The organism is Enterobacter sp. ECC_219_Taxon_10, assembly GCF_058354905.1.
In genome coordinates this window covers 4009130-4035422 of record NZ_CM178005.1, presented here as the reverse complement: position 1 = coordinate 4035422, position 26293 = coordinate 4009130, and the positions used below count along the sequence as shown (strand labels likewise).

25 protein-coding genes are annotated in these 26293 nt (G+C 58.8%); 21 read left to right on the top strand and 4 right to left on the bottom strand.

Annotation, left to right across the window (positions count from 1 at the left end; all coding sequences use genetic code 11):
• Position 1: 1 nt before the first annotated feature.
• Positions 2 to 1213, bottom strand: a complete 1212-nt coding sequence (locus AC4ICF_RS19110) for an MFS transporter (RefSeq protein ID WP_316379961.1) — start codon at positions 1211 to 1213, stop codon at positions 2 to 4.
• A 414-nt stretch (positions 1214 to 1627) separates the two neighbouring features.
• Here AC4ICF_RS19110 and AC4ICF_RS19105 point away from each other — a divergent pair, with 414 nt between their 5' ends.
• From AC4ICF_RS19105 to AC4ICF_RS19040, 14 genes are all read left to right on the top strand, one after another.
• Positions 1628 to 1951: a Rieske (2Fe-2S) protein gene (locus AC4ICF_RS19105; protein WP_116341948.1), complete on the top strand. Its 324-nt coding sequence runs from the start codon at positions 1628 to 1630 to the stop codon at positions 1949 to 1951.
• Positions 1948 to 2256 (top strand): recombinase-like helix-turn-helix domain-containing protein, encoded by a 309-nt coding sequence (locus tag AC4ICF_RS19100; protein WP_163329644.1) that lies wholly within the window; start codon positions 1948 to 1950, stop codon positions 2254 to 2256. The genes AC4ICF_RS19105 and AC4ICF_RS19100 overlap by 4 nt, the downstream gene beginning before the upstream one ends.
• Positions 2257 to 2266: 10 nt before the next feature.
• On the top strand, positions 2267 to 3289 hold the full coding sequence (locus AC4ICF_RS19095) for an aromatic ring-hydroxylating oxygenase subunit alpha (protein WP_163329643.1): 1023 nt from the start codon (positions 2267 to 2269) through the stop codon (positions 3287 to 3289).
• A complete protein-coding gene (locus AC4ICF_RS19090) occupies positions 3289 to 4038 on the top strand; it encodes an SDR family oxidoreductase (RefSeq protein ID WP_302221200.1) in 750 nt (249 codons plus the stop codon). Before AC4ICF_RS19095 ends, AC4ICF_RS19090 begins: the two co-directional genes overlap by 1 nt.
• Before the next feature lie 12 nt (positions 4039 to 4050).
• The gene (locus AC4ICF_RS19085) at positions 4051 to 4839 is read left to right on the top strand and encodes an IclR family transcriptional regulator (RefSeq protein WP_116342271.1); all 789 of its coding nucleotides are present in this window, start codon (positions 4051 to 4053) and stop codon (positions 4837 to 4839) included.
• Positions 4840 to 4917: 78 nt separating this feature from the next.
• Complete coding sequence (locus AC4ICF_RS19080) at positions 4918 to 5844, top strand: VOC family protein (RefSeq protein ID WP_166712302.1); 927 nt, start codon at positions 4918 to 4920, stop codon at positions 5842 to 5844.
• A complete protein-coding gene (locus AC4ICF_RS19075; RefSeq protein ID WP_316379962.1) occupies positions 5841 to 7028 on the top strand; it encodes an NAD(P)/FAD-dependent oxidoreductase in 1188 nt (395 codons plus the stop codon). The genes AC4ICF_RS19080 and AC4ICF_RS19075 overlap by 4 nt, the downstream gene beginning before the upstream one ends.
• A 25-nt stretch (positions 7029 to 7053) precedes the next feature.
• Positions 7054 to 8310, top strand: a complete 1257-nt coding sequence (locus AC4ICF_RS19070; protein ID WP_316379963.1) for an MFS transporter — start codon at positions 7054 to 7056, stop codon at positions 8308 to 8310.
• 10 nt (positions 8311 to 8320) lie between these two features.
• Entirely contained in the window at positions 8321 to 8851 is a 531-nt protein-coding gene (locus AC4ICF_RS19065) for a cupin domain-containing protein (protein WP_062933216.1), read from the top strand.
• 9 nt (positions 8852 to 8860) lie between these two features.
• Positions 8861 to 9631, top strand: coding sequence for an alpha/beta fold hydrolase (locus AC4ICF_RS19060; RefSeq protein ID WP_163329775.1), 771 nt, complete (start codon positions 8861 to 8863; stop codon positions 9629 to 9631).
• Positions 9615 to 10409: an SDR family oxidoreductase gene (locus AC4ICF_RS19055; protein ID WP_316379964.1), complete on the top strand. Its 795-nt coding sequence runs from the start codon at positions 9615 to 9617 to the stop codon at positions 10407 to 10409. The genes AC4ICF_RS19060 and AC4ICF_RS19055 overlap by 17 nt, the downstream gene beginning before the upstream one ends.
• 9 nt (positions 10410 to 10418) lie before the next feature.
• Positions 10419 to 11189: an aspartate dehydrogenase gene (locus AC4ICF_RS19050; RefSeq protein ID WP_316379965.1), complete on the top strand. Its 771-nt coding sequence runs from the start codon at positions 10419 to 10421 to the stop codon at positions 11187 to 11189.
• A gap of 9 nt (positions 11190 to 11198) precedes the next feature.
• Positions 11199 to 12668, top strand: coding sequence for an aldehyde dehydrogenase (locus tag AC4ICF_RS19045; protein WP_316379966.1), 1470 nt, complete (start codon positions 11199 to 11201; stop codon positions 12666 to 12668).
• 13 nt (positions 12669 to 12681) lie between these two features.
• A complete protein-coding gene (locus AC4ICF_RS19040) occupies positions 12682 to 14322 on the top strand; it encodes a thiamine pyrophosphate-binding protein (RefSeq protein WP_302221216.1) in 1641 nt (546 codons plus the stop codon).
• A gap of 53 nt (positions 14323 to 14375) precedes the next feature.
• Here the strand turns inward: AC4ICF_RS19040 and AC4ICF_RS19035 are convergent, their stop codons facing one another.
• On the bottom strand, positions 14376 to 15644 hold the full coding sequence (locus AC4ICF_RS19035; protein WP_116341921.1) for an OprD family outer membrane porin: 1269 nt from the start codon (positions 15642 to 15644) through the stop codon (positions 14376 to 14378).
• 210 nt (positions 15645 to 15854) lie between these two features.
• Positions 15855 to 16613 (bottom strand): metalloprotease LoiP, encoded by a 759-nt coding sequence (gene loiP, locus AC4ICF_RS19030; protein WP_116342269.1) that lies wholly within the window; start codon positions 16611 to 16613, stop codon positions 15855 to 15857.
• A gap of 271 nt (positions 16614 to 16884) precedes the next feature.
• Between loiP and tkt the strand changes: the two genes are divergently transcribed.
• The 7 genes from tkt to AC4ICF_RS18995 all read left to right on the top strand — a co-directional run bounded on the left by tkt (position 16885) and on the right by AC4ICF_RS18995 (position 25277).
• Positions 16885 to 18876 carry a transketolase gene (tkt, locus tag AC4ICF_RS19025; protein WP_316379967.1) on the top strand — a complete coding sequence of 664 codons (1992 nt, stop codon included), beginning with the start codon at positions 16885 to 16887 and terminating at the stop codon, positions 18874 to 18876.
• A gap of 341 nt (positions 18877 to 19217) precedes the next feature.
• Positions 19218 to 20237: an erythrose-4-phosphate dehydrogenase gene (gene epd, locus AC4ICF_RS19020; RefSeq protein ID WP_061097136.1), complete on the top strand. Its 1020-nt coding sequence runs from the start codon at positions 19218 to 19220 to the stop codon at positions 20235 to 20237.
• A 49-nt stretch (positions 20238 to 20286) separates the two neighbouring features.
• Positions 20287 to 21450: a phosphoglycerate kinase gene (pgk, locus tag AC4ICF_RS19015; protein WP_023309116.1), complete on the top strand. Its 1164-nt coding sequence runs from the start codon at positions 20287 to 20289 to the stop codon at positions 21448 to 21450.
• Between the two features lie 92 nt (positions 21451 to 21542).
• Positions 21543 to 22622 (top strand): class II fructose-bisphosphate aldolase, encoded by a 1080-nt coding sequence (gene fbaA, locus AC4ICF_RS19010; RefSeq protein WP_061097137.1) that lies wholly within the window; start codon positions 21543 to 21545, stop codon positions 22620 to 22622.
• Between the two features lie 186 nt (positions 22623 to 22808).
• Complete coding sequence (gene mscS / locus AC4ICF_RS19005; RefSeq protein ID WP_163329636.1) at positions 22809 to 23663, top strand: small-conductance mechanosensitive channel MscS; 855 nt, start codon at positions 22809 to 22811, stop codon at positions 23661 to 23663.
• Between the two features lie 145 nt (positions 23664 to 23808).
• Complete coding sequence (argO, locus tag AC4ICF_RS19000) at positions 23809 to 24444, top strand: arginine exporter ArgO (RefSeq protein WP_316379968.1); 636 nt, start codon at positions 23809 to 23811, stop codon at positions 24442 to 24444.
• Between the two features lie 92 nt (positions 24445 to 24536).
• The gene (locus AC4ICF_RS18995; RefSeq protein ID WP_116341915.1) at positions 24537 to 25277 is read left to right on the top strand and encodes an oxidative stress defense protein; all 741 of its coding nucleotides are present in this window, start codon (positions 24537 to 24539) and stop codon (positions 25275 to 25277) included.
• A 48-nt stretch (positions 25278 to 25325) separates the two neighbouring features.
• Here AC4ICF_RS18995 and argP read toward each other — a convergent pair whose 3' ends face one another.
• Positions 25326 to 26219, bottom strand: coding sequence for a DNA-binding transcriptional regulator ArgP (gene argP / locus AC4ICF_RS18990; protein ID WP_003860089.1), 894 nt, complete (start codon positions 26217 to 26219; stop codon positions 25326 to 25328).
• Between the last annotated feature and the right edge of the window lie 74 nt (positions 26220 to 26293).

Below are 26293 nucleotides of genomic sequence, written 5' to 3'. Positions count from 1 at the left end.
CTTACGCGCTCACTGCTGCTGCGCGACGCATGCGCAGCAGCAGCATTCCTCCTGCGAGCAGGGTAATGACCTGCGAGACGACCAGCACCGAAAAACCAGAGCTGACCGACCCCACCGATTTCATCACCATCCCCATCAGCAGCGGAATAAACGCCGCGCAGATATTGCCTGTCCCATTAATAATACCGTACGCGCTGCCCACGGCGTCCCGCGCGGCGTGATGCTGGATCGCCGCAGGAATGGCCGCCCCCTGAAGCCCCCAGAAGACGTTGGCGGACAGCATAAACAGCGCCAGCCATGCGGGCTGATGGCTGAGCATCAGCCCGACCACGGACAGCGCCGTCAGCGCTCCTCCTGCTACAAACAGCACCGGCGCCTGCTCCGGGCGCATTTTGTCGAGCAGCACGCCGCCGAGGAATTTAGAGCCCAGGCTCAGCAGGAAGGGAATGGCCGCAAGCATGCCGGTGGCATGCAGCGAGAAGTGGTGTTCGTCGCGAAGCCATGCGGGCAGCCAGGCGCTGCTCCCCCAGAGATAGCTCAGCGTGGCGATTTCAACCAGCAGGATCCAGCCCAGCAGCGGCGTTTGCCACGCCAGGGTGAAGGTGCGAACAAAACCCGGTTTTTTCGTCGTTGGGAGGCCGCCCGGCACGGACAGGTATCGCCAGATGAGTCCGCCACCGAGAGCCAAATTCAGTATCGCCAGCGCATAAAACGACCCGGCCCAGCCCAGATGATCCATCAGCCAGGTCACCAGCGGAAAGCCCACGGCCAGGCCGAGCGAGACGCCCAGCGCGGTCACGGCGTTGGGTTTGCCGATCTCATCCGCGCTAAAGTTATCGCTGATGAAGCGCGTTTTCAGGGAAAAGAGCGGTCCTTCCGCCACCCCGAGAATCACGCGCGCGATGAGCATCCCCATCAGCGAGCCGAGCAGGGGAGAGATCGCACAGACCGCGGCCCAAATCACAATACTGCCTAATAACCCCTGCCGATAATGAAGTTTGCTTTCAATAACTGGTGTTAATAATAAAGCTGAAAAACCATAACCCAAAAGAAAGCAGGTCATTAGCATTCCCTGTAACATTCTGTTTTCATTTAGCTGAAAGTGGTGGGCAAATTCCGGGTTTAATATCATTACAGAAATATTTACCCGGTCGATGTAGGAGATAATGATGAGTAATAACAGTGCAATTGTACCTTGCCATCTTGCCGTCATGTTGCCTGCCTTATGCGTGCGCATACTTATATTTTTATCAGCGTGATTGTCACGGTTCTAAAATGATTCGCCAGTGAAACTTGTTGTTTTAAAAGAATAAAATAAATACCAGTTTCACTGATGAAACATTAAGCGCTTCCTCTCTTTTATTTGTACGAAGCAAAAACAAAGAAAGTCAATATCTGAGTAATGAAATTTAAAGTCATCGAAAAATCGTATTCATTCACGCCGCAATAATGAAAATTTCATATCGCTGCATTTTTTCGTGATCCTTTGCACACTTAGTTAATTAATTGCTGTTTGATTAACAAATTCTTCACATTGGCGCTTGACGAAACATTCATCGCTTTTATATTGACCGTATTAAATAAGAAACAGAGTTTCATATATGAAACAAAAGCCTGGAGGATCGTGATGAGCTGGATAGGCGTATGTGACGCAGAACAAGTACAGGAAGATTTCCCTTTTAGCGGCAGCGTCGACGGTAAAGAGATCGGCGTTTATTTGATTGACGGCGAGTATTACGCGCTGGAAGACGTATGTCCGCACGCTTATGCCCTCCTGAGCCAGGGCTTCGTAGAAGATGGAAAGGTGGAATGCCCGCTGCACGAGGCGGTCTTCGACGTTAAAACCGGCCAGTGCCTGCACGGCCCCGGCGGTCGCAACCTTAACCGCTACCCGGTTCGGGTCTATGAAAACCAAATCCAGATTACCTTCGTTGAGGAGACCGTGGCATGAGCAACACCCTGAACTACAACCCTGCGCTACCGGAAAGCCGCCAGTTTACCCCGCCTGCAGAAGGCGGTAACGGCGCCATTCATAAGCCAGGCGATTACCAGAATCTCATCTGGCAAACCCGCAGCCGCGAACCGGAAAACTGGGAGGTGAACCTCATTGCGACGCTGGAAGAGCTCTTTGAGCAGGGTGTTGAAACCTTACCGGAGCTGGTGAACGGCCTGAACGCGGTGCGCATGCACGATCAGCAGGGCGAGCCGTGGAGCAACGCCAGCTTCCAGGCATTCTTACAGGTTAACGGCTACTGAGGACAACGCGATGACGACGACCGTACAACATTATCTCGATAAAGGCCTGCGCGGCCTCTGGTATCCGGTGCTGTCGAGCTGGGAAGTGCAGTCCGCGCCGGTGGGGATTACCCGCCTGGGCGAGCAGATTGTTGTCTGGCGTAACAAAGATGGCCAGGTCCAGGCGCTGGAAGACCGCTGTCCGCACCGCGGCGCGCGCCTGTCGATGGGCTGGAACCTCGGTGACCGCATCGCCTGCTGGTATCACGGCGTGGAAGTGGCGGGCAATGGCGAGGTGAAAGATGTGCCCGCCGTGGACAAATGTCCGCTGGTCGGCCAGCAGTGCGTGCGCAGCTACAACGTGCAGGAGGCGCACGGCGCTATCTTCCTGTGGTTTGGCGTGACCGCCGACCAGCAGCCGGACGAGCTGAGCTTCCCGGATGAACTCGCCGACACGGAGAACTTCAGCAACTTCCTCTGTACCGCCGCGTGGAAATGCAACTACCAGTACGCGCTGGAAAACGTAATGGACCCGATGCACGGCACCTATCTGCACTCGTCCTCACACTCGATGGCGGAAGGGGACCGCAAAGCCGACATGGTTCTTCAGCCGACCAAAACTGGCTTCATCTTCGAGAAGAAGGGCCAAAGCGGCGTTAACTTTGACTGGGTGGAGCTGGGCAATAGCGGCACCTGCTGGATGCGTCTCTCTATTCCGTACAAGAAGCGCTTCGGACCGGGCGGCCACTTCTTTATTGTCGGCATGGTGGTGCCGGAAGATAACGACAACTGCCGTGTCTTCTTCTGGCGTATTCGCCGCGTGCAGGGCTGGCAGCGCGACATGTGGCGCTTTATGTACCGCAACCGTCTGGAAAAGCTGCACTGGGAAGTGCTGGAGCAGGACCGCGTGGTGCTGGAAAGCCTGGCGCCAAACGCCCGCGACCATGAGTACCTTTATCAGCACGACGTTGGGCTCTCTCGCCTGCGCCGCATGATGCAGAAGGCCGCCAAAGAGCAGCTGGCGATGCGCGAAGCGCAGCAGGGAGCCGCCTGATGAACGGACTGCTGGGGGGAAAGCGCATCGTCGTGACCGGCGCCGCGCGCGGGCTGGGCTACCACTTTGCCAGAGCCTGCGCGGAGCAGGGCGCGTCGGTGGTGATGTGCGACATCCTCAAAGGCGAACTGGCCGAGAGCGCGCAAACGCTCCGCGAACAGGGCTATGCGATCGAGCCGCACGTCATCGATCTGGCCGATCCGCATTCTATTGAGCAGGTGTTCAGCGCCATTGGCGATCGCGGGCAGATTGACGGTCTGGTGAACAACGCGGCGATGGCGACCGGCGTGGGCGGTAAAAACATGCTTGATTACGACCCGGACCTGTGGGACCGCGTGATGAGCGTGAACGTCAAAGGCACCTGGCTGGTGACGCGCGCCGCCGTGCCGCTGCTTCGCGAAGGGGCGGCAATTGTGAATGTGGCGTCCGATACCGCGCTGTGGGGCGCCCCGCGCCTGATGGCCTACGTCGCCAGTAAGGGGGCGGTGATTGCCATGACCCGCTCGATGGCGCGCGAGCTGGGCGAAAAGCGCATTCGTATCAACGCTATCGCGCCGGGGCTGACCCGCGTCGAGGCAACCGAATATGTGCCCGTCGAGCGGCATCAGCTCTACGAAAACGGCCGTGCACTCGCGGGCGCGCAGCAGCCGGAAGATGTGACCGGCAGCGTGGTCTGGCTGTTAAGCGATCTGTCGCGGTTTGTCACCGGGCAGCTGATCCCGGTCAACGGCGGCTTTGTCTTTAACTGAGGTATGGCGATGATGGCAAACGATCGGGAAGTGAAGTATCTGGTGCCGGGGCTGGAGCGCGGCCTGCAGCTGCTGTTGGCCTTCGGCGAGCAGCATCGCGAACTGACCTTTGCCGAACTGCACCGGCTGGTGGATATGCCGAAGGCCACCGCCTACCGGGTAGTGCAGACCCTGGAGTACATGGGTTTTCTGGAGCGCAACGCGCGCACCAATACCTTTTCGCTCGGCATGAACGTGCTGCGCCTGGGCTTTGAGTACATCGCTTCGCTGGACGTGGCGCAGGTCGGCCAGCCGGTGATCGAGCAGCTGCGCGACGTCAGCCAGTGCAGCAGCCATCTGGCGATCCGCGACGGGCGCGACATTATCTACATCGCCCGCGTCAGCGCCGCCGGGTCACGCATCAATCAGGTCAGCATTGGCACCCGTCTGCCGGTGCACTGCACCTCGCTCGGGCGCATGCTGCTGACCGATGTTTCCCGTGCCGATTTTGAACAGTTGTTCCCGCACGAGCGTCTGCCGGGCAACACGCCGGGGCAGCTTCACGACCGCGAAGCTCTCTGGCAGATGGTGCAGCAGGATAAAGCCCGTGGGTATGTGATCGGTGAATCCTTCTTCCGCCACGGCATCTCCTCCATCGTCTACCCGGTGTATGACCGAAGCGGACGCGTGGCGGCGGTGGTCAGCATTCTGGTGCCGTCGGAGGAGATCCCGCAGACCGACCGCGAACGCCTGCAAAACGAGGTTCGCCTCGCGGCGGATAGAATTTCTGGCTTCTTAGGGTATCTGTCACAGGCCAGTTAAATCAGTGAGTTAACGTCAGGCGCTTGACTGCGTCGGGCATAGTTTACGCCCAATTTGGGCCAGATGAGGCAACGAACGATGAGTGTAACCGGAATTGAAAAGCTGGAATTTGGCGTGGAGGACCTGACGCACTGCGCCAAATTTATGCGTGATTTTGGCCTGACGGGCGATGCCAGCGGCCAGCGTTTTACTACCCTGAGCGGCGCACGCGTGGAGCTTAACCCGATCGACAGCCCCGACCTGCCGCCGGCGTTTGAAGCAGGCAACACCCTGCGCCGCATGACCTGGGCGGTTGCCGCGCAGTCAGATCTTGACGCGCTGCGCCCGAAGCTGGCGCAGCAGCCCGGCTTTCGCGAGGTGGGCGACGCGCTGGAGTGCCTCGACCCGAACGGTATGACCCTGCGCGTGCAGGTCAGCCAGCAGACTGAGGTGGAGCTGAACGTCGAGCCGATTAACCAGTGGGGCGACGTCCGCCGCATCGACACCCCGAGCCCGGTTTACGATCGCGCCCAGCCCATCAACGTCGGGCACGTGGTGTTCTTCGTGGAAGAGCTGGCGGCGGTGGAAAAATTCTACCGCGAGGTGCTCGGCTTCCAGGTATCGGACCGCTACATCAACCGGGCCGTGTTCCTGCGCTGCGGCGCGCGCGGCGGCCATCATAACCTGTTCCTGCTGCAGCTGCCGAACCGCAGGCGCGGTCTCAACCACGTGGCCTTCACGGTACGTGATATTCATGAGGTGATCGGCGGCGGGATTGCGATGAATAAACACGACTGGAGCACCTTTATCGGGCCGGGCCGCCATCCGGTGTCGTCGGCCTATTTCTGGTACGTCAACAGTCCGACCGGCGGCGCGTTTGAGTATTACACCAACGACGACTACCTGACCGAAAACTGGCAGCCGCGCGAGCTGGAGCACTCGCTCGTCTCCTTTACCGAATGGGCGGTGGAAGGCGGGATTGACCACGACACGCGCCGCCAGCAGAAAAAGCCGGAGGCGGTATGACGTCGCGCATTGTCATTATTGGCGGCGGCCAGGCGGGCGGCTGGGCGGCGAAAACCCTGCGCGACGAGGGCTTCGACGGCGAGATTTGCGTGGTGGCAGAAGAGGAATGGGATTTCTACGAACGGCCGCCGCTGTCGAAGGCGTCCCTGCTGGAGCCGGACGCGGCGCTCCCGCGCCTGTTTACCGACGAGGTGCAGCAGGCGCTGAACCTGACCTGGTTCCGCCCGCTGCGTGCGGAGCAGATCGACCGAGCGGCGAAAACGGTGCGGTTAAGCAACGGCGAGTATCTTAGTTACAACATTCTTTTGATTGCCACCGGAGGGCGGGCGCGCCTGCCGGGTGAGGCGTGGGCTTCCCATCCGCAGGTCTACACCCTGCGCCACTGGCAGGACGCACAGCGCCTGAAGGGTCGGCTGGCGGTAAGTCAAACTCTGGCGATTGTCGGCGGCGGCTGGATTGGGCTGGAGATTGCCGCCTCCGCGCGCAAAAGCGGCGTGGCGGTCACCCTGTTCGAACAGCAGCCCGCGCTCTGCATGCGCTCGGTGAGCGGCGAGGTGTCGCAGCGCTTAGAGGCACTCCATCGCGAGCAGGGCGTGGAGATCCGCACCGGCTGCGGCGCGCTGGAGCTGGAGGACGATAGCGGCCTGCCGGTTATCCACTGCGATGGCCGGCGCGAAACCTTTGACGCGGTGGTGGTGGGGATTGGCGTCGATCTTAATCTGGAGCTGGCGCGCGATGCGGGGCTGCGCACCGAACGAGGGATCGTCGTCGATGCCCAGGGGCGAACGTCGGATCCGTTCATCTACGCTGCGGGCGATGTGGCTCAGCACCATCGCTTCGGCCTGTGCATCCAGTCCTGGGCCTTTGCCCAGAACCAGGCGGTGGCGACGGCGAGAGCAATGCTCAACCCCGATGCGCCGGGCTATGACGACGCGCCGTGGCTGTGGTCGGATCAATACCAGCACAACATTCAGATCCTCGGCATTCCGCAGGCGGGGAGCACAACGGTAGCGCGCGAAGATTCGCTTTACTTCTCGCTGGACGAGAGCGGGCGGCTGACGCAGCTGGTAGCGTTCAACGACGCGCGCACCGTCAAGCTGGCGAAGCGCTGGATGGCGGCGGGGCGGGATCTGTCCGACGTGCCGCTCGGCGACCCGACCTTTTCACTGATGTCACTGCGATAGCTAACCCGCACCCGTAGGGGGAGACATGACCACATTAGAGACCAACACCGCGCCCGTTGAGGCAAGCGGTGAGGGGACCCGCACGCCTGAAAAAACGGTGCGCTGGGCCATCCCGCTGTCGCTGCTGGCCTGCGTGCTGCTGGCGTTTTTCGACAAAATCAGCATCGCGGCGCTGTTTTCCGACGGCCATTTCCAGCAGGCGATGGGCATCGATTTCGACACCACGCGCCTCGGCATTCTGATGAGCGCCTTTCTGCTCAGCTACGGCTTTTCGTCGGTATTTTTAAGCGGCTTAGGCGACAAGATCGCGCCGCTGCGCCTGCTCACCGGAATGATGGTGGTGTGGTGCGTGCTGATGGTGGCGATGGGCTTTACCCATAACTACACGCTGATGATCGTTCTGCGCATTCTGCTGGGCGTGGCGGAAGGGCCGCTGTTCCCGCTGGCCTTTGCCATTGTGCGGCACAACTTTCCGCAGCATCTGCAGGCGCGCGCCACCATGCTCTGGCTGCTGGGCACGCCAGTCGGCGCGGCGATTGGTTTCCCGCTTTCCCTCTGGCTGCTGAACACCTTCGGCTGGCAAAGCACCTTCTTCGTGATGGCGATGCTCACCGTGCCGGTGCTGATCTTTGTGCGCATCGGCCTGCGCGGGATCCGTCTGGAAGCAAAACCCGGCACCTCGCAGGCGTCGCAGGACGAGCGCCGCGCCGCGCGCCGCGAGCTGTTTGTCAGCCCGCACTTCTGGATCATCTGCATCTTTAACATTGCCTTCCTGACCTACCTTTGGGGCATCAACGGCTGGCTGCCGGGCTATCTCATCAAGGGCAAAGGCATTCATCTGGAGCACGCGGGCTGGCTGTCGTCGATGCCGTTTATCGCCATGCTGGCGGGAGAGGTGATTGGCGCGTGGCTTTCGGACCGGGTCGATAAGCGTGCGGCGGCCTGCTTTATCTCCATGGCGGGGGCCGCGGCAGGTCTTGCGGCGGTGATGCACCTCGACACCCCGCTGACCATCATCGCGGCCATGAGCTTCAGCACCTTCATGTGGGGCACCGGCGCACCCAACATTTTCGCCCTGCTGGCGAAGGCCACCCATCCCCGGGTGAGCGCTACGGCGGGCGGCATTTTCAACGGGCTGGGAAACTTTGCGGGCGCGCTGTCGCCGGCGGTGATGGGCGCGCTTATCGCCTTCACCCACAGCATGGATTCCGGGCTGATTTTTCTGGCGGTGATGGCGGCGGTGGGCTGCGTCCTGTTACTGCCGCTGCTGAGACGTTACTGAGGAGAGTGTCATGACTGATTCAACCGTAACCAAGACATCTGGCATCAAGCCTGACCACCTGACGATGGAAGAGTGGGTCGAGTCGCGCATCGCGCGCTTCGAAGGCCGTAAATACGACTGGAACGCGCTGAAGTTCCAAGCCGATTTTGACCCGAAATACCGCCGGGCGCAGATGCGCTACATCGGCACCGGCGCAACCGGCGTGGCGAACGACACCAATACAGTACAAGCGGACCATTTCACCTTCTCCACCATGGTGCTGCCGTCGAAGTGCGAGGGGCCGCTACACCTGCACGACGACGTGGAAGAGGTGTTCTTCATGCTTAAAGGGCAGATCACGCTGATGATCCAGGACGGCGACAACTACACCGAAACCGTGCTGCGCGAGCGCGATTTGATTTCCGTCCCGCCGGGGATCTATCGCGGCCTGTTTAACCATGGGGAAGAAGAGGCGCTGATGTGCGTCATGCTGGGAACCAACAAGCCGGAAATCCCGACCTATCCCTCCGATCATCCGCTGTCCAAAGTGAAGCGGAACTAAGGAGGCACGATGACGGGTTTTCGTGAACAGGGAAGCGGCATTCCGCTGATGCTGCTGCACGGCATCAGCTCCGGCGCGGCCTCCTGGCACAAGCAGATGACGCTGGAAGGCTTTCGCGTGTTGGCGTGGGACATGCCCGGCTATGGCGAAAGCCCGATGCTGGCGGTTGAGCGTGCGAACGCGGGGGATTACGCCGACGCGCTGGCGGCGATGCTCGACCGCGCGGGCGTCTGGCAGACGGTGCTGGTGGGCCATTCACTCGGCGCGCTGGTCGCCAGCGCCTTTGCGGCGAAGTATCCGCAGCGCGTGCTGCACCTGGTGCTGGCGGACGCCGCGCAGGGCTACGGCAATGCTGTCCCGGAGCAGCGGGAGCAGGTCTGGCGCAGCCGCGAGCAGCAGATGGCGCTCGGCGGTGAAATCCTCGCGCAGACCCGCGCCGCGAAGCTGCTGCGCCCCGGCGCGCGCGCGGACGATATCGCCACCGTCGCGGCGGGCATGCGCGCGCTGCGCCCGGAAGGCTACCTTGCCGCCGCGTGGATGCTGGCGCACGACGACATTCATACCTGGCTCAAGCGGCACTCCGGCACGTTTGAAGTCTGGTGCGGCGAGCAGGACGCCATCACGCAGCCCGAGCTGGTACAGGGGCTGGCGCTGCGCTACCGCATGCCGTTTACCGCCATACCGCAAGCCGGGCACGCCAGCTATCTCGATAACGACGCGTTTTTTAACCAACAGCTTTTACGCATTAACGAAGAGGTGCGCGATGAATGCACACATTGACGGCCGCGTAGCGGTAGTCACCGGCGGTTCTTCCGGCATTGGCTTTGAAACGCTGCGCCTGCTGCTGGGCGAGGGAGCAAAAGTGGCCTTCTGCGGCCGCGACCCGGACCGGCTCGCCAGCGCCCACGCGACGCTGCAAAACGACTATCCCGACGGGGAGATTTTCTCTTACCGCTGCGACGTGCTGAACGCTGACGAGGTGCAGGCTTTCGCGGATGCCGTTCAGGCCCAATTTGGCGCGGCGGATATGCTGATCAACAACGCCGGGCAGGGCTACGTGGCGCATTTCCACGACACCCCGCGTGAGGCGTGGCTGCACGAGGCCGAGCTGAAGTTGTTCGGGGTGATCAACCCGGTTCAGGCGTTTCAGCCTCTGTTGGAGCGGTCCGACATCGCCTCGATCACCTGCGTCAATTCCCTGCTGGCGCTGCAGCCGGAGGAGCACATGATTGCCACTTCCGCCGCCCGCGCCGCGCTGCTGAACATGACGCTCACTCTCTCAAAAGAGCTGGTGGGCAAAGGTATTCGCGTCAACTCCATTTTGCTCGGCATGGTGGAGTCCGGGCAGTGGCAGCGCCGCTTCGAAAACCGGGCGGATAAAAGCCAGAGCTGGCCTGCCTGGACGGCGGATATCGCGCGCAAGCGCGGCATTCCGATGGCGCGCCTCGGCAAGCCGCGCGAGCCCGCGCAAGCGCTGCTGTTTCTCGCTTCGCCGCTGGCTTCGTTTACTACCGGTGCCGCGCTGGACGTTTCCGGCGGCTTCTGCCGCCATCTGTAAGGACACATCATGAAAAAGGTAATGTTAATTGGGTTTGGCGCCATGGCGCAGGCGGTGATTGAGCGTCTGCCCGCCGGTGTGGCTATCGGCTGGATCGTGGCGCGTGAAGCCCACCACTCGGCCATTCGCGCGCAGTTTGGTGATGCGGTAACGGCGCTGACCTCGCCAGTGGACTGCGCGGAAACGCCCGACCTTGTGCTGGAGTGCGCGAGCCAGCAGGCGGTGGCGCAGTATGGCGAAGCGATTTTAAGTCGCGGCTGGCATCTGGCGGTGATCTCCACCGGTGCGCTGGCGGACAGCGTGCTGGAGCAGCGCCTGCACGCGGCGGGCGGCAGGCTGACGCTACTCTCCGGTGCGGTTGCCGGCATTGACGGGCTGGCGGCGGCGAAAGAGGGAGGGCTTGAGCGGGTTACCTATCAGTCGCGCAAAAGCCCGGCCAGCTGGCGCGGTAGCTATGCCGAGCAGCTTATCGATCTTAACGCGGTCTCAGAGGCGAAGGTCTTCTTTGAAGGCAGCGCCCGCGAGGCGGCTCGCCTGTTCCCGGCGAACGCCAACGTGGCGGCAACCGTGGCGCTCGGCGGCGTGGGGATGGACGACACCCGCGTGCAGCTCATGGTCGACCCGGCAACAAAGCGTAATACCCACACGCTGCACGTCGAAGGATTGTTCGGCGAGTTCCATCTGGAGCTGAGCGGGCTGCCGCTGGCGTCCAATCCCAAAACCTCCACCCTTGCGGCACTGAGCGCGGTTCGCGCTTGCCGCGAGCTGTCCCTGAGCTGAGGAGCGACGATGGACGATCTGATGATTTTTATCGGCGGCCAGTGGCGACGCGGCGGCGGTAACCCGATGCAGAGCCATTTCCCGGCTGACGGGTCGATCAATGCGACGCTGAATGCCGCAAGCCCCGACGATCTCGTGGAGGCGATAGAGGCCGGCGAGCGGGCGTGGCGCGATCCCGCGTGGCGCAACAGTCTGCCGCATATGCGTGCGAAGATCCTGCACAAGGTCGCGGATCTGATTGAATCCCGCGTGGATGCGCTGGCGCAGATGCAGAGCCGCGATAACGGCAAGCCGCTGGCGGAAGCGCGCGGGCTGGTGATGAGCGCGGCGGGAACGGCGCGCTACTTTGCCGCCGCCTGCGAGCTGCTGGAAGGCGAGCTCCCGACGCCGCGCCAGCCGGATTTGCTTACCCTGAGCCGCTACGAGCCGCTCGGCGTGGTGGCCGCCATCACGCCGTGGAATTCGCCGATTGCCAGCGAGATGCAGAAGATCGCGCCGGCGATTGCGGCGGGTAACGCAGCGATCCTCAAGCCCGCCGAAGCCACGCCGCTGATGGCGCTGGAGCTGGCGCGGATTTTTGAACAGGCCGGGCTGCCCGCCGGGCTGCTGAGCGTGCTGCCGGGCAAAGGATCGGTGATTGGCGATGCGCTGGCGCGCCACCCTAAGGTGCGAAAAATTTCCTTTACCGGCGGGACCACCACGGGCCGTCATCTGGCGCACGTGGCGGCGGAAAAGCTGATCCCGGCCTCGCTGGAGCTGGGTGGAAAATCCCCGACCATCGTGCTGGAGGATGCCGACGTTGAGCAGGCCGCGCGCGGGATCTGCTACGGCATTTTCAGCTCGGCAGGGCAGGCGTGCATCGCCGGGTCGCGCCTGTTTATTCACGAAAGCATCTACGCGCCGCTGATGGCGCGGCTACTGGAATTAACTCGCGGGCTGCGCGTGGGGCACCCCTTCACCGACGGCGTCCACGTTGGGCCGCTGATCAATGAGAAACATCGCCAGAGCGTGCAGGAATACGTCGAGCTGGCTAAGCGCGAGGGGGGCCGCGTGCTGTGCGGCGGGGAGATCCCGGCGGATCCTGACCTGGCAAACGGCAGCTTCTTCCAGCCGACCATTATCGAAGGGCTGACGAACAGCGCCCGCGCCTGCCAGGAAGAGATCTTCGGCCCGGTGCTGGTGGCAATGCCGTTTCGCGATGAAGCCACGCTTATCCGCGAGGCGAACGACTCGGTTTACGGCCTGGCAGCAGGGATCTGGACCCGCGACACCGGGCGCGCGTTGCGCCTGAGCGAACGGCTGGAGGCGGGCACGGTGTGGATCAACACCTACAAAGTTTTTGCGATTTCGACCCCGTTCGGGGGCTTTAAAGAGAGCGGTCTGGGCCGCGAAAAGGGCATTCAGGGGCTTAAAGCCTGGATGCAGCAAAAGAGCATTTATCTGGCGACGGGTAATAGCGTCAACCACTGGTGCGACTGAGAAAGGGTGAGCAATGAGTGAAATGATAACCGTCGGCGACGCCATCGCCAGAACGCTGGAGCAGTATCAGGTTGAGGCCATCTACGGCGTCATCTCCATTCACAACCTGCCGATCGCGGACGCGGTGGGGCAGCGTGGCAACATTCGCTTCGTGCCCGCGCGCGGCGAGGCGGGATCCGTCACCATGGCCGACGCCCACGGGCGTTTTTCCGGCCTCGGCGTGGCGCTGACCAGCACCGGCGCCGGGGCAGGCAACGCGGTCGGCGCGCTGGTAGAAGCCATGAACGCCTGCACGCCGCTGCTGCATTTAACCGGACAGGTGGAGAAAGCGTGGCTGGATGCCGACACCGGGTTTATCCACGAAACCCGCGACCAGCTGACCTTCCTGAAGGCCAGCTCAAAGCGGGCCTACCGCATCAGCAACGCCAACCAGGCGATAGCGATTCTGCATAAAGCGATTCAGGAGGCGCAGACGCCGCCGTGCGGGCCGGTTTCAGTGGAGATCCCGATTGATATTCAGGGGGCCCAAATTCCAATGTCGCTGGTGACCGCACCGGTGAAACCGGCTTCGGTTGCAGCCGTGGAGCCCGCGTCGGTCGATGCATTGTGGGCACAGCTCAGGCAGGCGAAACGGCCGCTGCTGTGGCTGGGCGGCGGGGCGCTGGGAAGCGCTGACGCCGTGAAAACGCTGGCGGATGCAGGTGTGACGGTGATTTCCAGCACCCACGCGCGCGGCGTGCTGCCGGACAGCCATCGCGCCAGCCTGCGGGCGTTCCATAATTCCCCGTCGGTGGAGGCGATTATCGCGCAGTGTGACTTTACGCTGATCGCCGGTTCACGCCTGCGCAGCAACGAAACCCGCTCCTGGACGCTGGCGCTGCCCTCTCCGCGCGTGCAGATTGATATCGATCCGGCGGCAGCGAGCCGCAATTACCTGATGGATAACACGCTGATAGCCGACTGCCCCACGCTGCTTCGCGCGCTGGCCGACAAAGCCCAGGGCCGGGAATGGGGCGACGCGCAGTGGGATACGCAGGTGCAGCAGGCGGTTGCAAAAGCAGAGCAGGGGCTGCGCGAACAGTGCGGCGCCTACGCGAAGCTTAACGACGCCATTGAGAAAGCCCTGCCGCAGGACGGCCTGCTGGTGCGCGATATCACCGTTTCCGGCAGCCTGTGGGGCAGTCGTCTGTTCCGCGCTAACGGTCCGCTGATGAATATCCACTCTCTGGCTGGCGCAATTGGTATGGGACTACCGATGGCCATCGGTACCGCGATTGCTAACCCGCAGCGTAAGGTGGTGGGGCTGGTGGGCGACGGTGGCCTGAGCCTGAATTTAGGCGAGCTGGCGACGCTGGCGCAGGAGAAAGCCAACGTGACGCTGCTGATCATGAACGACGGCGGCTACGGCGTGATGCGCGGCATCCAGGATAAGTATTTCGGCGGGCGTCAGTATTATAACGAACTGCATACGCCGGACTTTACCCTGCTGGCACAGGCAATTGGCTTGCAGGCGTGGAGCGTTGAGCGGGCAGAGGATTTTGATGCGGTAATGACGGAGGCGCTTGCGATGCCGGGGCCGTCGGTGGTGGAAGTGCGGATGGGACAGATTGGCGCGCTGAAGTTTGCCGGGCCGCCGCAGAAGACGCTTTACTGATATGCGAGATTTCCCCTCTCCCCTTGGGGAGAGGGTTAGGGTGAGGGGGTAAATCAGAACACGTTAAACGGGTATTCCACGTAGGCTCGGATCTCATCCCCGCCCACGTTGTACTCGCTGGCGTTGCTGGAGACGCGCAGCACGGAGTAGCGCAGGCGCAGCGTCAGGTCTTTCGCCGGGCCGTCCTGGACCTTGTACTGGATCTGGTTAAACCACTCGTGCTCTTTGCCGTTGCTGGTTTCAGAGGTTTTGATGTTGTCCCCACGCACGTAGGCGGTGGTCCAGCTCAGGCCCGGCAGGCCAAGGCCGCCAAAGTCCAGGCCGTACGACGCTTGCCATGAGCGCTCGTCTTCACCGTTGAAATCAGACCAGTAGGAGTTCGCCAGCCAGATGGTATTGCCACCGTCACCCACGCCGCCCTTGTCGCGATAGCCGCCGTAGTTGTAACCGGTGCTGCCGCTGCTCTGCTGGTACGCCACTTTGAACGTATGAATATCCCAGATGTAGCTCGCCGCCAGGCTCCAGATGGTGTTGCTGCGGCCGGTGTCGAGGCTGTCAGCGTAACCCTGATCAAGACGCGAGTTATAGCCGTTAAAGTCGAGTACCAGCTGCTGTCCGGTGCTGAACGGCTGTTTGAAATTCAGGCCCAGATACTGTTTGTTCATCACCTCTTCGTTATGAGAGGCATACAGCGCACCGCTGAACTGGTCGTTGAACTGGTAGCTTGCGCCCCCGAAGGTCAGGCTTTTCAGGCCGCTGTCGTGGCGGTCGTCGCTTTTACGCTGCTCGTCGGTGAAATAACCGGCGTTCACTTCCAGCCCGTCGATCTCTTTCGAGGTCAGCATGGCACCGGTGTAGCTTTCAAACAGCAGGCGGGAGTTATCGGCGTTAACGATAGGTAGTTCAGGGCGCTGGTTACCGTAGCTCAGCACGGTATTTGAGATGCGCATTTTGGCGGTTGCGCCAAATTTCGCTAGATCGGATTTGGCCCTCCCATCGTCTTCCTGTTTAAAGAAGTCGATACCGCCCGCGCCGCTCTTGCCGCGACCGCCATCCAGGCGCACGCCGTACTGTGCGATGCCGTCCACGCCAAAGCCCACCAGCCCTTCGGTATATCCGGATTCAAATGTGGCGATGATACCCTGGCCCCATTCGGCTTTATCCTGCTGGCCCTGATGGTAATCACGGCTGATATACGCATTGCGTAAAAACAGGTCTAAATGGCTGTCGTCGATAAAACCCATGCTGTCAGATTGCTGGCTTGCAGCGGCAGGTAATGCGGCGAATAAACTTAAAGCAATTAACGATAATTCTTTTTTCACGGAGGGAACGTCTCTGTCTTAATATATTAAATTGAATTACTGCGCGCTTGATAATTACCGGAAAGGTTAACGATTGCAATAAATATGTGACCAGACGTTTCAGCAAGAAAGGGCAGATTTGACGGGGCTTTCAGAGGTGTTACCGATACGTGCGATTTAGTTAGCAATTCATGCGAAATAAAAAGGAGGCAAAATTGCCTCCTTTCAATATTATTTAATTCCGTCAGCGGCCATACGGTCGCGAATATGCTGCGCGCGCGCTTCTGAGGCCGGGTGATCGTCAAACATGGAGCTCTGGCGACCCGCTTCCAGCTTGGCCAGCTTTTCGAAGCTGGTGGCTAAACCAGATGGATTAATCCCGCGTTTGCGCAACAGATCGTAGGAGTAGTCATCCGCTTCGGACTCCTGACGCTGTGAGAACTGGGAGTTAACCAGCTTTTCGCCTACGTCACCAAGCTGCGACTGGGACAGGCTGCCAACGATACCGCCCGCAGAGGCCGCCGCCGCGCGGATGGCATTGGTGCCTAAGGCAACCTGCATCCCTTTCTTGACGTGGCCGAGCGCAACGTGGCCCATTTCGTGGCCGATCACCGCTTCGACTTCGTTGTCGGTCATCATGTCCATCAGCCCGCTGTAGACGCGGATGCAGCCGTTCGCCATCGCGAAGGCGTTCACGTCTTTCGCCATGTAAACCTTGTAGTTCACCGGCTGGCCGTTGATGTTATCGCCGAGCGCGGAAGCAATCTTATTCAGACGCTGTGTGTAGGTACTGTCAGCCGGCGCAAGCGTGGCTTTTCCGTCCATATCTTTACAGGCCTGATCGCTCAGCGCTTTAACCTGCGCGTCACTCAGGGAGTAGGCCTGAAAGGCTTCTGCACCTGAGGTCATCAGACCGTTAGAGTCCATATTCTGACAGCCGCTCAGCATGAGCGTTGTACCCAGGGCCAGCACTATTGCACGCATTTTCATGAAGTTGCTTCCGTACTCGTTAATCTGAATAAAATCCGAAAAGTGCACCAGCAACGAAGCCGGGGCGGGATAAGTATAAGGAATATCTACAGGCGCGGGCGAGCAGATTGCGCAACATGCGAGCATGATCCAGAGATTTCTTAAGCTGCAAAAGAATGGTCCATGTACATGCCCTGCGGCTTGGGTTACATTGTTGGCACTTTTTTCCGGCGTAGCCCAAAACGCGCTGTCGTCAAGGGCATGGCCTTTAACAGTCCGATCTGGAGTTAAAATGTCCTCACGTAAAGAGCTTGCTAATGCTATTCGTGCGCTGAGCATGGACGCAGTACAGAAAGCCAAGTCCGGCCACCCGGGTGCCCCTATGGGTATGGCTGATATCGCCGAAGTCCTGTGGCGTGATTTCCTTAACCACAACCCACAGAACCCGGCATGGGCTGACCGCGACCGTTTCGTGCTGTCTAACGGCCACGGCTCTATGCTGATCTACAGCCTGCTGCACCTCACCGGCTACGATCTGCCTATCGAAGAGCTGAAAAACTTCCGTCAGCTGCACTCCAAAACTCCAGGTCACCCGGAAGTGGGCTACACCGCTGGTGTAGAAACCACCACCGGCCCGCTGGGTCAGGGTATTGCTAACGCTGTGGGTATGGCGATTGCTGAGAAGACCCTGGCAGCGCAGTTCAACCGTCCTGGCCATGACATCGTGGACCACTTCACCTACGCCTTCCTGGGCGACGGCTGCATGATGGAAGGCATTTCTCACGAAGTGTGCTCCCTGGCCGGTACCCTGAAGCTGGGTAAACTGGTTGCGTTCTATGACGACAACGGCATCTCCATCGACGGTCACGTTGAAGGCTGGTTCACTGACGACACTGCAGCACGTTTCGAAGCTTACGGCTGGCACGTTGTGCGTGGCGTTGATGGCCACGATGCTGACTCGATTAAACGTGCAGTAGAAGAAGCGCGCGCAGTGACCGACAAACCGTCCCTGCTGATGTGCAAAACCATCATCGGCTTCGGTTCTCCGAACAAAGCGGGCACCCATGACTCCCACGGCGCACCGCTGGGTGACGCGGAAATCGCACTGACCCGTGAGCAGCTTGGCTGGAAATACCCTGCATTCGAAATCCCGTCTGACATCTATGCCCAGTGGGATGCAAAAGAAGTGGGCCAGGCGAAAGAAGCGGCCTGGAACGAGAAGTTCGCTGCCTATGCGAAAGCGTTCCCACAGGAAGCGGCTGAATTCACCCGTCGTATGAAAGGCGATATGCCGTCTGACTTCGACGCGAAAGCCAACGAATTCATCGCTAAGCTGCAGGCGAATCCGTCTAAAATCGCGAGCCGTAAAGCGTCTCAGAATGCGATTGAAGCGTTCGGTCCTCTGCTGCCTGAATTCCTCGGCGGCTCCGCTGACCTGGCACCATCTAACCTGACCCTGTGGTCCGGTTCTAAGCCAATCAACGAAGATACTGCCGGTAACTACATCCATTACGGTGTACGTGAATTTGGTATGACCGCTATCGCGAACGGTATCTCCCTGCACGGTGGTTTCCTGCCGTACACCTCTACCTTCCTGATGTTTGTGGAATATGCACGTAACGCCGTGCGTATGGCCGCGCTGATGAAACAGCGTCAGGTGATGGTCTACACCCACGACTCCATCGGTCTGGGCGAAGATGGCCCAACTCACCAGCCGGTAGAGCAGGTAGCTTCTCTGCGCGTGACCCCGAACATGAGCACATGGCGTCCATGTGACCAGGTTGAATCCGCGGTAGCGTGGAAATACGGCGTTGAGCGTCAGGACGGTCCAACCGCGCTGATCCTCTCCCGTCAGAACCTGGCGCAGCAGGAACGCACGCCAGAGCAGCTGGCGAACATCGCGCGCGGTGGTTACGTGCTGAAAGATTGCGCGGGCCAGCCACAGCTGATCTTCATCGCCACCGGTTCTGAAGTTGAACTGGCTGTTGCTGCGTGGGAAAAACTGACTGCCGAAGGCGTGAAAGCGCGCGTGGTCTCCATGCCGTCTACCGACGCGTTCGACAAGCAGGATGCCGCTTACCGCGAATCCGTACTGCCTAAAGCGGTTTCCGCTCGCGTGGCAGTGGAAGCGGGTATCGCTGACTACTGGTTCAAATACGTGGGCCTGAACGGCGCTATCGTCGGTATGACCACCTTCGGTGAGTCTGCTCCGGCAGAGCAGCTGTTCGAAGAGTTCGGCTTCACCGTTGAGAACGTTGTCGCTAAGGCGAAAGAACTGCTGTAATCGCTTGTACGGTGCGGGCTGATGCCCTCACCCCGACCCTCTCCCACGGGGAGAGGGTGCAAACACTAAAAACGGTAACCTTTCGGTTACCGTTTTGCTTTTCCCTCGGCGTAAATTATTCCACCAAAAATGTGACGCAAGTCATATAGCTCGCTTATTCATCTGGACAGACATTCCTTTTATTCCTCGATTCGCTTATTCTTGCTGAAGCGTTTCAGTCGATTAAATGTTCGACAATTGACCAATCAATCGCAGTTTGTGATAGCAAGGATTCCCCTTCGGGCGTAGCTGGATTACTCTTTCAGCCACCTCAAACTCAGGGATAGCTTTGCAGGAGATCTATGACCGTACGCGTAGCGATTAATGGCTTCGGTCGCATCGGGCGCAACGTGGTTCGTGCTTTATATGAATCCGGGCGTCGTGCGGAAATCACCGTGGTGGCAATCAACGAACTGGCGGATGCTGCGGGCATGGCGCATTTGTTGAAATATGACACCAGCCACGGCCGCTTTGCCTGGGATGTTCGCCAGGAAAGAGAGCAGCTGTTTGTCGGTGACGACGCGATTCGCGTACTGCATGAGAGCAGTATTGCAGGACTACCCTGGCGGGAACTGGGCGTGGATGTGGTGCTCGACTGCACCGGTGTTTACGGTAACCGCGAACACGGCGAAGCGCATCTGGCCGCTGGCGCAAAAAAAGTCCTGTTTTCTCATCCCGGCAGTAACGATCTCGACGCGACCGTCGTGTTTGGCGTCAACCAGCATGAGCTGAAGGCTGAACACCTCATCGTTTCCAACGCCTCCTGCACCACCAACTGCATTATTCCGGTCATCAAACTGTTAGACGATGCGTACGGCATTGAATCCGGCACCGTGACCACGATTCACTCCGCCATGCACGATCAGCAAGTTATCGACGCTTACCATCCGGATTTACGACGCACGCGCGCGGCGAGCCAGTCAATCATTCCGGTGGACACAAAGCTGGCGGCAGGGATCACCCGAATTTTCCCGCAGTTTAATGACCGTTTTGAAGCGATTGCCGTGCGTGTCCCGACAATTAACGTGACGGCAATTGACCTCAGCGTGACGGTGAAAAAACCGGTAAAAGCCTGCGAAGTCAACCTGTTGCTGCAAAAAGCGGCACAGGGAGCATTTCATGGTATAGTTGACTATACGGAATTACCGTTGGTCTCAGTAGATTTTAACCACGACCCGCACAGCGCCATCGTCGATGGCACGCAGACGCGAGTCAGTGGCGCACACCTTATCAAGACGCTGGTCTGGTGTGATAACGAATGGGGCTTTGCTAACCGGATGCTCGACACTACGTTAGCAATGGCCGCTCAAGGTTTCAGGTAAGACGCATCGTGCGTCTGCAAAACTTTAAGAATCAACGAGAGGATTCACCATGTCTGTAATTAAGATGACCGATCTGGATCTGGCTGGTAAACGCGTTTTCATCCGTGCCGATCTGAACGTACCGGTTAAAGATGGCAAAGTGACCAGCGACGCGCGTATCCGTGCATCTCTGCCAACCATCGAGCTGGCTCTGAAGCAGGGCGCTAAAGTGATGGTCACCTCCCACCTGGGCCGTCCAACCGAAGGCGAGTACAACGAAGAGTTCTCTCTGCTGCCAGTTGTTAATTACCTGAAAGACAAACTGTCCAACCCAGTTCGCCTGGTGAAAGATTATCTGGACGGCGTTGAAGTGGCTGCCGGTGAACTGGTGGTTCTGGAAAACGTTCGCTTCAACAAAGGCGAGAAGAAAGACGACGAAACCCTGTCCAAAAAATACGCTGCACTGTGCGACGTATTCGTGATGGATGCGTTCGGCACAGCTCACCGTGCGCAGGCGTCTACCCACGGTATCGGTAAATTCGCAGACGTAGCGTGCGCCGGTCCTCTGCTGGCCGACGAACTGGAAGCGCTGGGTAAAGCGCTGAAAGAGCCTGCTCGTCCAATGGTGGCTATCGTTGGTGGTTCTAAAGTTTCTACCAAACTGACCGTTCTGGATTCCCTGTCTAAAATCGCTGACCAGCTGATCGTCGGCGGTGGTATTGCGAACACCTTCGTTGCTGCTCAGGGCCACAACGTGGGTAAATCCCTGTACGAAGCAGACCTGGTTGACGAAGCCAAACGCCTGCTGGGTACCTGTGATATCCCGGTTCCAACTGACGTTCGCGTGGCGACCGAGTTCTCCGAAACCGCTACCGCGACCCTGAAATCTGTAAACGACATCAAAGATGAAGAGCAGATTCTGGACCTGGGCGACGTTTCTGCACAGAAACTGGCTGAAATCCTTAAAAACGCAAAAACTATCCTGTGGAACGGTCCTGTTGGCGTGTTCGAATTCCCGAACTTCCGCAAAGGTACCGAAATCGTTGCTAACGCTATCGCAGACAGCGAAGCGTTCTCTATCGCAGGCGGTGGTGACACCCTGGCAGCAATCGACCTGTTCGGTATCGCTGACAAAATCTCCTACATCTCCACTGGTGGCGGCGCATTCCTCGAATTCGTGGAAGGCAAAGTACTGCCAGCAGTAGCAATGCTCGAAGAGCGCGCTAAGAAGTAAGCCATTCAAGGGCAGGGAAACCTGCCCAATTTTCAGCGCGCTTCTAAGAGCTCGCACCTTTTCTAACGGCCGAAGATACAGGACTAAGCAACATGTCTAAAATTTTTGATTTCGTAAAACCTGGCGTTATCACTGGTGATGACGTACAGAAAGTGTTCCAGGTAGCTAAAGAAAACAACTTCGCTCTGCCAGCAGTTAACTGCGTAGGTACCGACTCCATCAACGCCGTACTGGAAACTGCTGCTAAAGTTAAAGCGCCAGTTATCGTTCAGTTCTCTAATGGTGGCGCTGCGTTCATCGCAGGTAAAGGCGTGAAAACTGACATTCCTCAGGGTGCTGCAATCCTGGGCGCTATCTCCGGTGCACATCACGTACACCAGATGGCTGAGCACTACGGTGTTCCGGTTATCCTGCACACTGACCACTGCGCGAAGAAACTGCTGCCGTGGATCGACGGTCTGCTGGACGCGGGTGAAAAACACTTCGCAGCAACCGGTAAGCCACTGTTCTCTTCTCACATGATCGACCTGTCTGAAGAGTCACTGCACGAAAACATCGAAATCTGCTCTAAATACCTGGCGCGCATGGCCAAAATGGACATGACCCTGGAAATTGAACTGGGTTGCACCGGCGGTGAAGAAGACGGCGTGGACAACAGCCACATGGACGCTTCTGCACTGTACACCCAGCCAGAAGACGTTGATTACGCTTACACCGAGCTGAGCAAAATCAGCCCACGCTTCACCATCGCAGCGTCCTTCGGCAACGTCCATGGCGTTTACAAACCAGGTAACGTGGTTCTGACTCCAACCATCCTGCGTGACTCTCAGGAATACGTTTCCAAAAAACACAACCTGCCGCACAACAGCCTGAACTTCGTCTTCCACGGCGGTTCCGGTTCTTCTGCTCAGGAAATCAAAGACTCCGTAAGCTACGGCGTAGTGAAAATGAACATCGATACCGACACCCAGTGGGCAACATGGGACGGTATCCTGCAGTACTACAAAACCAACGAAGCTTACCTGCAGGGCCAGCTGGGCAACCCGAAAGGCGAAGACCAGCCGAACAAGAAATACTACGATCCACGCGTATGGCTGCGCGCTGCTCAGACGTCCATGGTGACCCGTCTGGAGCAGGCTTTCAAAGAACTGAACGCAATCGACGTTCTGTGATTTGAGCTGCTAACAGCATCGGAAGGCCCGCAAATGCGGGCCTTTTTTTATGCATTTTCAACATGCTGCAACATCTGATTTTGTGATCTGTTTGGCAAAACATGCGCTTTTTGTTTACCCTTTACTGACCTGCCTGTCTCCATGGGGGATGGATTTAGTGTTTTGGTTTAACAAAAGGAAGAATAAATGGAACAACTCGATGTTGTAGACAGCATCAATAACGCCGGTAACTGGCTGGTGCGCAACCAGGCGCTGCTGCTGAGCTATGCCGTGAACATCGTTGCGGCAATTGCGATCATTATCGTCGGGATGATCGTGGCGCGTATCGTATCGAACGCGGTTAACCGCGTAATGCTGGCCCGTCACATTGACGCCACGGTGGCTGACTTCCTCTCCGCACTGGTGCGCTACGGCATTATCGCCTTTACGCTGATTGCGGCGCTGGGCCGTGTGGGCGTGCAGACCGCCTCCGTTATTGCCGTTCTCGGTGCCGCCGGTCTGGCTATTGGTCTGGCGCTGCAGGGCTCGCTTTCAAACCTGGCGGCAGGCGTGCTGCTGGTGACCTTCCGTCCGTTCCGCTCCGGCGAATACGTTGATCTGGGCGGCATTGCCGGCACCGTGCTGCAGGTGCAGATTTTCTCTACCACCCTGCGTACCGTCGACGGCCGTATCGTGGTGGTGCCGAACGGGAAAATCATCGCGGGCAATATCATTAACTTTTCCCGCGAGCCGGTGCGTCGTAACGAGCTCATCATCAGCGTGGCGTACGATTCCGATATCGATCAGGTGAAGTCGCTGATCGCGAACATCATCGCTTCTGACGACCGCATTCTGAAAGACAAAGAGCAGACGGTTCGCCTGAACGAACTGGGCGCGTCCTCGATTAACTTCGTGGTGCGTATCTGGAGCAAAAGCAGCGATCTGCAAAACGTGTACTGGGACGTGCTGGAGCGCATTAAGCGCGACTTCGATGCCAACGGCATCAGCTTCCCGTACCCGCAGATGGACGTAAACGTCAAAAAAGTTAAAGAAGCAGAGTAACTTCACCCGTAGGCCCGGTATGCGCTAGCGCCGCCGGGCTTTTCTTGTATTAGCTATATTAATGGTCAATTAATATTATCAATTTCCTCTAATGTGATTCGCGCAGTATAGTCGGTTTCCAGAACAACACTGTGAGAATTGCGTCATGTTATCCTATTACTTTCAAGGGCTTGCCTTAGGTGCGGCCATGATCCTCCCTCTCGGGCCGCAAAATGCGTTCGTCATGAATCAGGGCATCCGCCGCCAGTATCATCTGATGATTGCCCTACTTTGCGCGGTGAGCGATCTGCTGCTGATTTGCGCCGGGATTTTCGGCGGCAGCGCGCTGCTGATGCAGTCCCCCTGGCTGCTGGCGCTGGTAACCTGGGGCGGCGTGGCGTTTCTGCTGTGGTACGGATTCGGCGCCCTGAAAACCGCCATGAGCAGCAATCTTGAGCTGGCGAGCGCCGAAGTGATGAAGCAGGGGCGCTGGAAGATCATCGTCACCATGCTGGCGGTCACCTGGCTTAACCCGCACGTTTACCTTGATACGTTCGTGGTGCTGGGTAGCCTGGGCGGGCAGCTGGACGTTGAGCCCAAACGCTGGTTTGCGCTCGGTACGGTCAGCGCCTCTTTCCTCTGGTTCTTCGGTCTTGCGATCCTGGCGGCGTGGCTGGCACCGCGGCTGCAGACTGCCAAAGCGCAGCGCATCATTAACACGCTGGTCGGTCTGGTGATGTGGTTTATCGCTTTCCAGCTGGCGAAGGAGGGCATTCATCATGTACAGGGATTGCTCAACTAAGCGTTGTCTTATGGACAACTGAACAAGACCCGCTAAGCTTGCTGGCATGCGCCCTGTTGTTGGGGCACTCTTCGCAACATGGAGGAATGACAGTGAAGTTTAAAGTGATGGCCCTGGCGGCATTAGTGAGTTTCGGTGCGGTGTCGGTGCAGGCAAGTGAATTGCCGGATGGCCCGCACATCGTCACGTCAGGCACCGCAAGCGTGGACGCGGTACCGGATATTGCAACCCTGGCAATTGAGGTCAATGTCGCTGCGAAAGATGCGGCCTCCGCCAAGAAGCAGGCGGACGATCGTGTTGCGCAATATCTCTCTTTCCTCGAGCAGAACGGTGTAGGTAAAAAAGATATCAACTCCGCGAACCTGCGTACTCAACCTGATTACGACTACCAGAACGGCAAAAGCATCCTGAAAGGCTACCGCGCCGTGCGTGCTGTTGAAGTGACCGTGCGTCAGCTGGACAAGCTGAATTCACTGCTGGACGGCGCGCTGAAGGCTGGCCTGAACGAAATCCGTTCGGTGTCGCTGGGCGTTGCGCAACCGGAGAAATACAAAGACGAAGCGCGTAAAGCCGCGATTAATGATGCAATCCATCAGGCGGAGCAGCTGGCTTCTGGCTTTAAGAGCAAGCTCGGCCCGGTATACAGCGTGCGTTACCACGTCTCTAACTACCAGCCAAGCCCGATGGTGCGGATGATGAAGGCTGACGCTGCGCCGGTTTCTGCTCAGGAAACCTATGAGCAGCCAACCATTCAGTTCGACGATCAGGTGGATGTGGTGTTCCAGCTGGAGCCAACTCAAACTCAGCAAACTGAGGCGGCTAAGGCGCAGTAGTTTGCCCTCACCCTAACCCTCTCCCTGTGGGAGAGGGAATTCAAGCGATTAATCCTGTCTCAACACCTTATGCCCAAACGCCAGCAGCGCGTCAGTAACGTTGCGCATCATGCGGCTTTCCGGCGCAAAACGGTGCCAGTAGAGCATCCGGCGCTGATACAGCCCCGGCGTTAGGTCAATCAACTCACCGCTTTTCAACTCTTTCTCAATCTGCAGGTGCGGGATCATGCAGCAGGTCGTGCCCTGACGCGCAAGCTGCACAAAGGCTTCGGACGAGTTGACGATATGGCACGGTACGCTGCCCGGCGGCAGGTCAAAGTTTTGCTGCAAAAATGCCTGGTGCATATCGTCCAGATGGTCGAACGCCACGGCCGGCGCTTTCAGCAGCGCTGCGCGGGTGACGCCGTTCGGGAAGTAGCGCTCCGCAAAGGCTTTTGAACCCACGAACAGGTAGTCCAGCGCGCCCAACTGATCGACAAGACAGCTTGGCAGCGCCTGCGGCTGGATACTGACTGCCCCCACCACTTCGCCGCGACGCAGGCGCTCCTGGGTGCGGGTTTCATCTTCAACCTGGAGATTCAGGCGGATAGGGGAGTCAGCTAATACCGGCGCCAGGGCCGGCAGCAGCCAGGTTGCCAGACTGTCGGCGTTGACCGCCAGCGAGAGCAGCAGCGGCGTGGAGCCCGTTTGTTCGTCACCCAGCCATTCGTCTTCCAGTAGCTCAACCTGACGCAGCAGGGCGAGAAGTTTTTGCCCTTGCTCCGTTGGGCGCGGCGGCACGGTACGCACCAGCAGCGGCTGCCCGAACATGTTTTCAAGCTGTTTGATACGCTGTGATACGGCGGACTGGGTGATACACAGCTTTTGCGCTGCGCGCTCAAAGCCACGTTCACGAATAACTGCATCAAGTGCCTGTAGTGTTCTGTAGTCCGGACGTTTCATTGCTCTGGCTGGCTCCTTAATTTTGCTTAATCTGCACTATGACACAATTTTCCCTTCCTGGCAGACGAAATCCA

What these genes read in the sequence shown, in the direction of transcription:
- AC4ICF_RS19110 (WP_316379961.1), bottom strand. Translation starts at nt 1,213, where the DNA reads ATGACGGCAAGATGGCAAGGTACAATTGCACTGTTATTACTCATCATT.
- AC4ICF_RS19105 (WP_116341948.1), top strand. Translation starts at nt 1,628, where the DNA reads ATGAGCTGGATAGGCGTATGTGACGCAGAACAAGTACAGGAAGATTTC.
- AC4ICF_RS19100 (WP_163329644.1), top strand. Translation starts at nt 1,948, where the DNA reads ATGAGCAACACCCTGAACTACAACCCTGCGCTACCGGAAAGCCGCCAG.
- AC4ICF_RS19095 (WP_163329643.1), top strand. Translation starts at nt 2,267, where the DNA reads ATGACGACGACCGTACAACATTATCTCGATAAAGGCCTGCGCGGCCTC.
- AC4ICF_RS19090 (WP_302221200.1), top strand. Translation starts at nt 3,289, where the DNA reads ATGAACGGACTGCTGGGGGGAAAGCGCATCGTCGTGACCGGCGCCGCG.
- AC4ICF_RS19085 (WP_116342271.1), top strand. Translation starts at nt 4,051, where the DNA reads ATGGCAAACGATCGGGAAGTGAAGTATCTGGTGCCGGGGCTGGAGCGC.
- AC4ICF_RS19080 (WP_166712302.1), top strand. Translation starts at nt 4,918, where the DNA reads ATGAGTGTAACCGGAATTGAAAAGCTGGAATTTGGCGTGGAGGACCTG.
- AC4ICF_RS19075 (WP_316379962.1), top strand. Translation starts at nt 5,841, where the DNA reads ATGACGTCGCGCATTGTCATTATTGGCGGCGGCCAGGCGGGCGGCTGG.
- AC4ICF_RS19070 (WP_316379963.1), top strand. Translation starts at nt 7,054, where the DNA reads ATGACCACATTAGAGACCAACACCGCGCCCGTTGAGGCAAGCGGTGAG.
- AC4ICF_RS19065 (WP_062933216.1), top strand. Translation starts at nt 8,321, where the DNA reads ATGACTGATTCAACCGTAACCAAGACATCTGGCATCAAGCCTGACCAC.
- AC4ICF_RS19060 (WP_163329775.1), top strand. Translation starts at nt 8,861, where the DNA reads ATGACGGGTTTTCGTGAACAGGGAAGCGGCATTCCGCTGATGCTGCTG.
- AC4ICF_RS19055 (WP_316379964.1), top strand. Translation starts at nt 9,615, where the DNA reads ATGAATGCACACATTGACGGCCGCGTAGCGGTAGTCACCGGCGGTTCT.
- AC4ICF_RS19050 (WP_316379965.1), top strand. Translation starts at nt 10,419, where the DNA reads ATGAAAAAGGTAATGTTAATTGGGTTTGGCGCCATGGCGCAGGCGGTG.
- AC4ICF_RS19045 (WP_316379966.1), top strand. Translation starts at nt 11,199, where the DNA reads ATGGACGATCTGATGATTTTTATCGGCGGCCAGTGGCGACGCGGCGGC.
- AC4ICF_RS19040 (WP_302221216.1), top strand. Translation starts at nt 12,682, where the DNA reads ATGAGTGAAATGATAACCGTCGGCGACGCCATCGCCAGAACGCTGGAG.
- loiP (WP_116342269.1), bottom strand. Translation starts at nt 16,613, where the DNA reads ATGAAAATGCGTGCAATAGTGCTGGCCCTGGGTACAACGCTCATGCTG.
- tkt (WP_316379967.1), top strand. Translation starts at nt 16,885, where the DNA reads ATGTCCTCACGTAAAGAGCTTGCTAATGCTATTCGTGCGCTGAGCATG.
- epd (WP_061097136.1), top strand. Translation starts at nt 19,218, where the DNA reads ATGACCGTACGCGTAGCGATTAATGGCTTCGGTCGCATCGGGCGCAAC.
- pgk (WP_023309116.1), top strand. Translation starts at nt 20,287, where the DNA reads ATGTCTGTAATTAAGATGACCGATCTGGATCTGGCTGGTAAACGCGTT.
- fbaA (WP_061097137.1), top strand. Translation starts at nt 21,543, where the DNA reads ATGTCTAAAATTTTTGATTTCGTAAAACCTGGCGTTATCACTGGTGAT.
- mscS (WP_163329636.1), top strand. Translation starts at nt 22,809, where the DNA reads ATGGAACAACTCGATGTTGTAGACAGCATCAATAACGCCGGTAACTGG.
- argO (WP_316379968.1), top strand. Translation starts at nt 23,809, where the DNA reads ATGTTATCCTATTACTTTCAAGGGCTTGCCTTAGGTGCGGCCATGATC.
- argP (WP_003860089.1), bottom strand. Translation starts at nt 26,219, where the DNA reads ATGAAACGTCCGGACTACAGAACACTACAGGCACTTGATGCAGTTATT.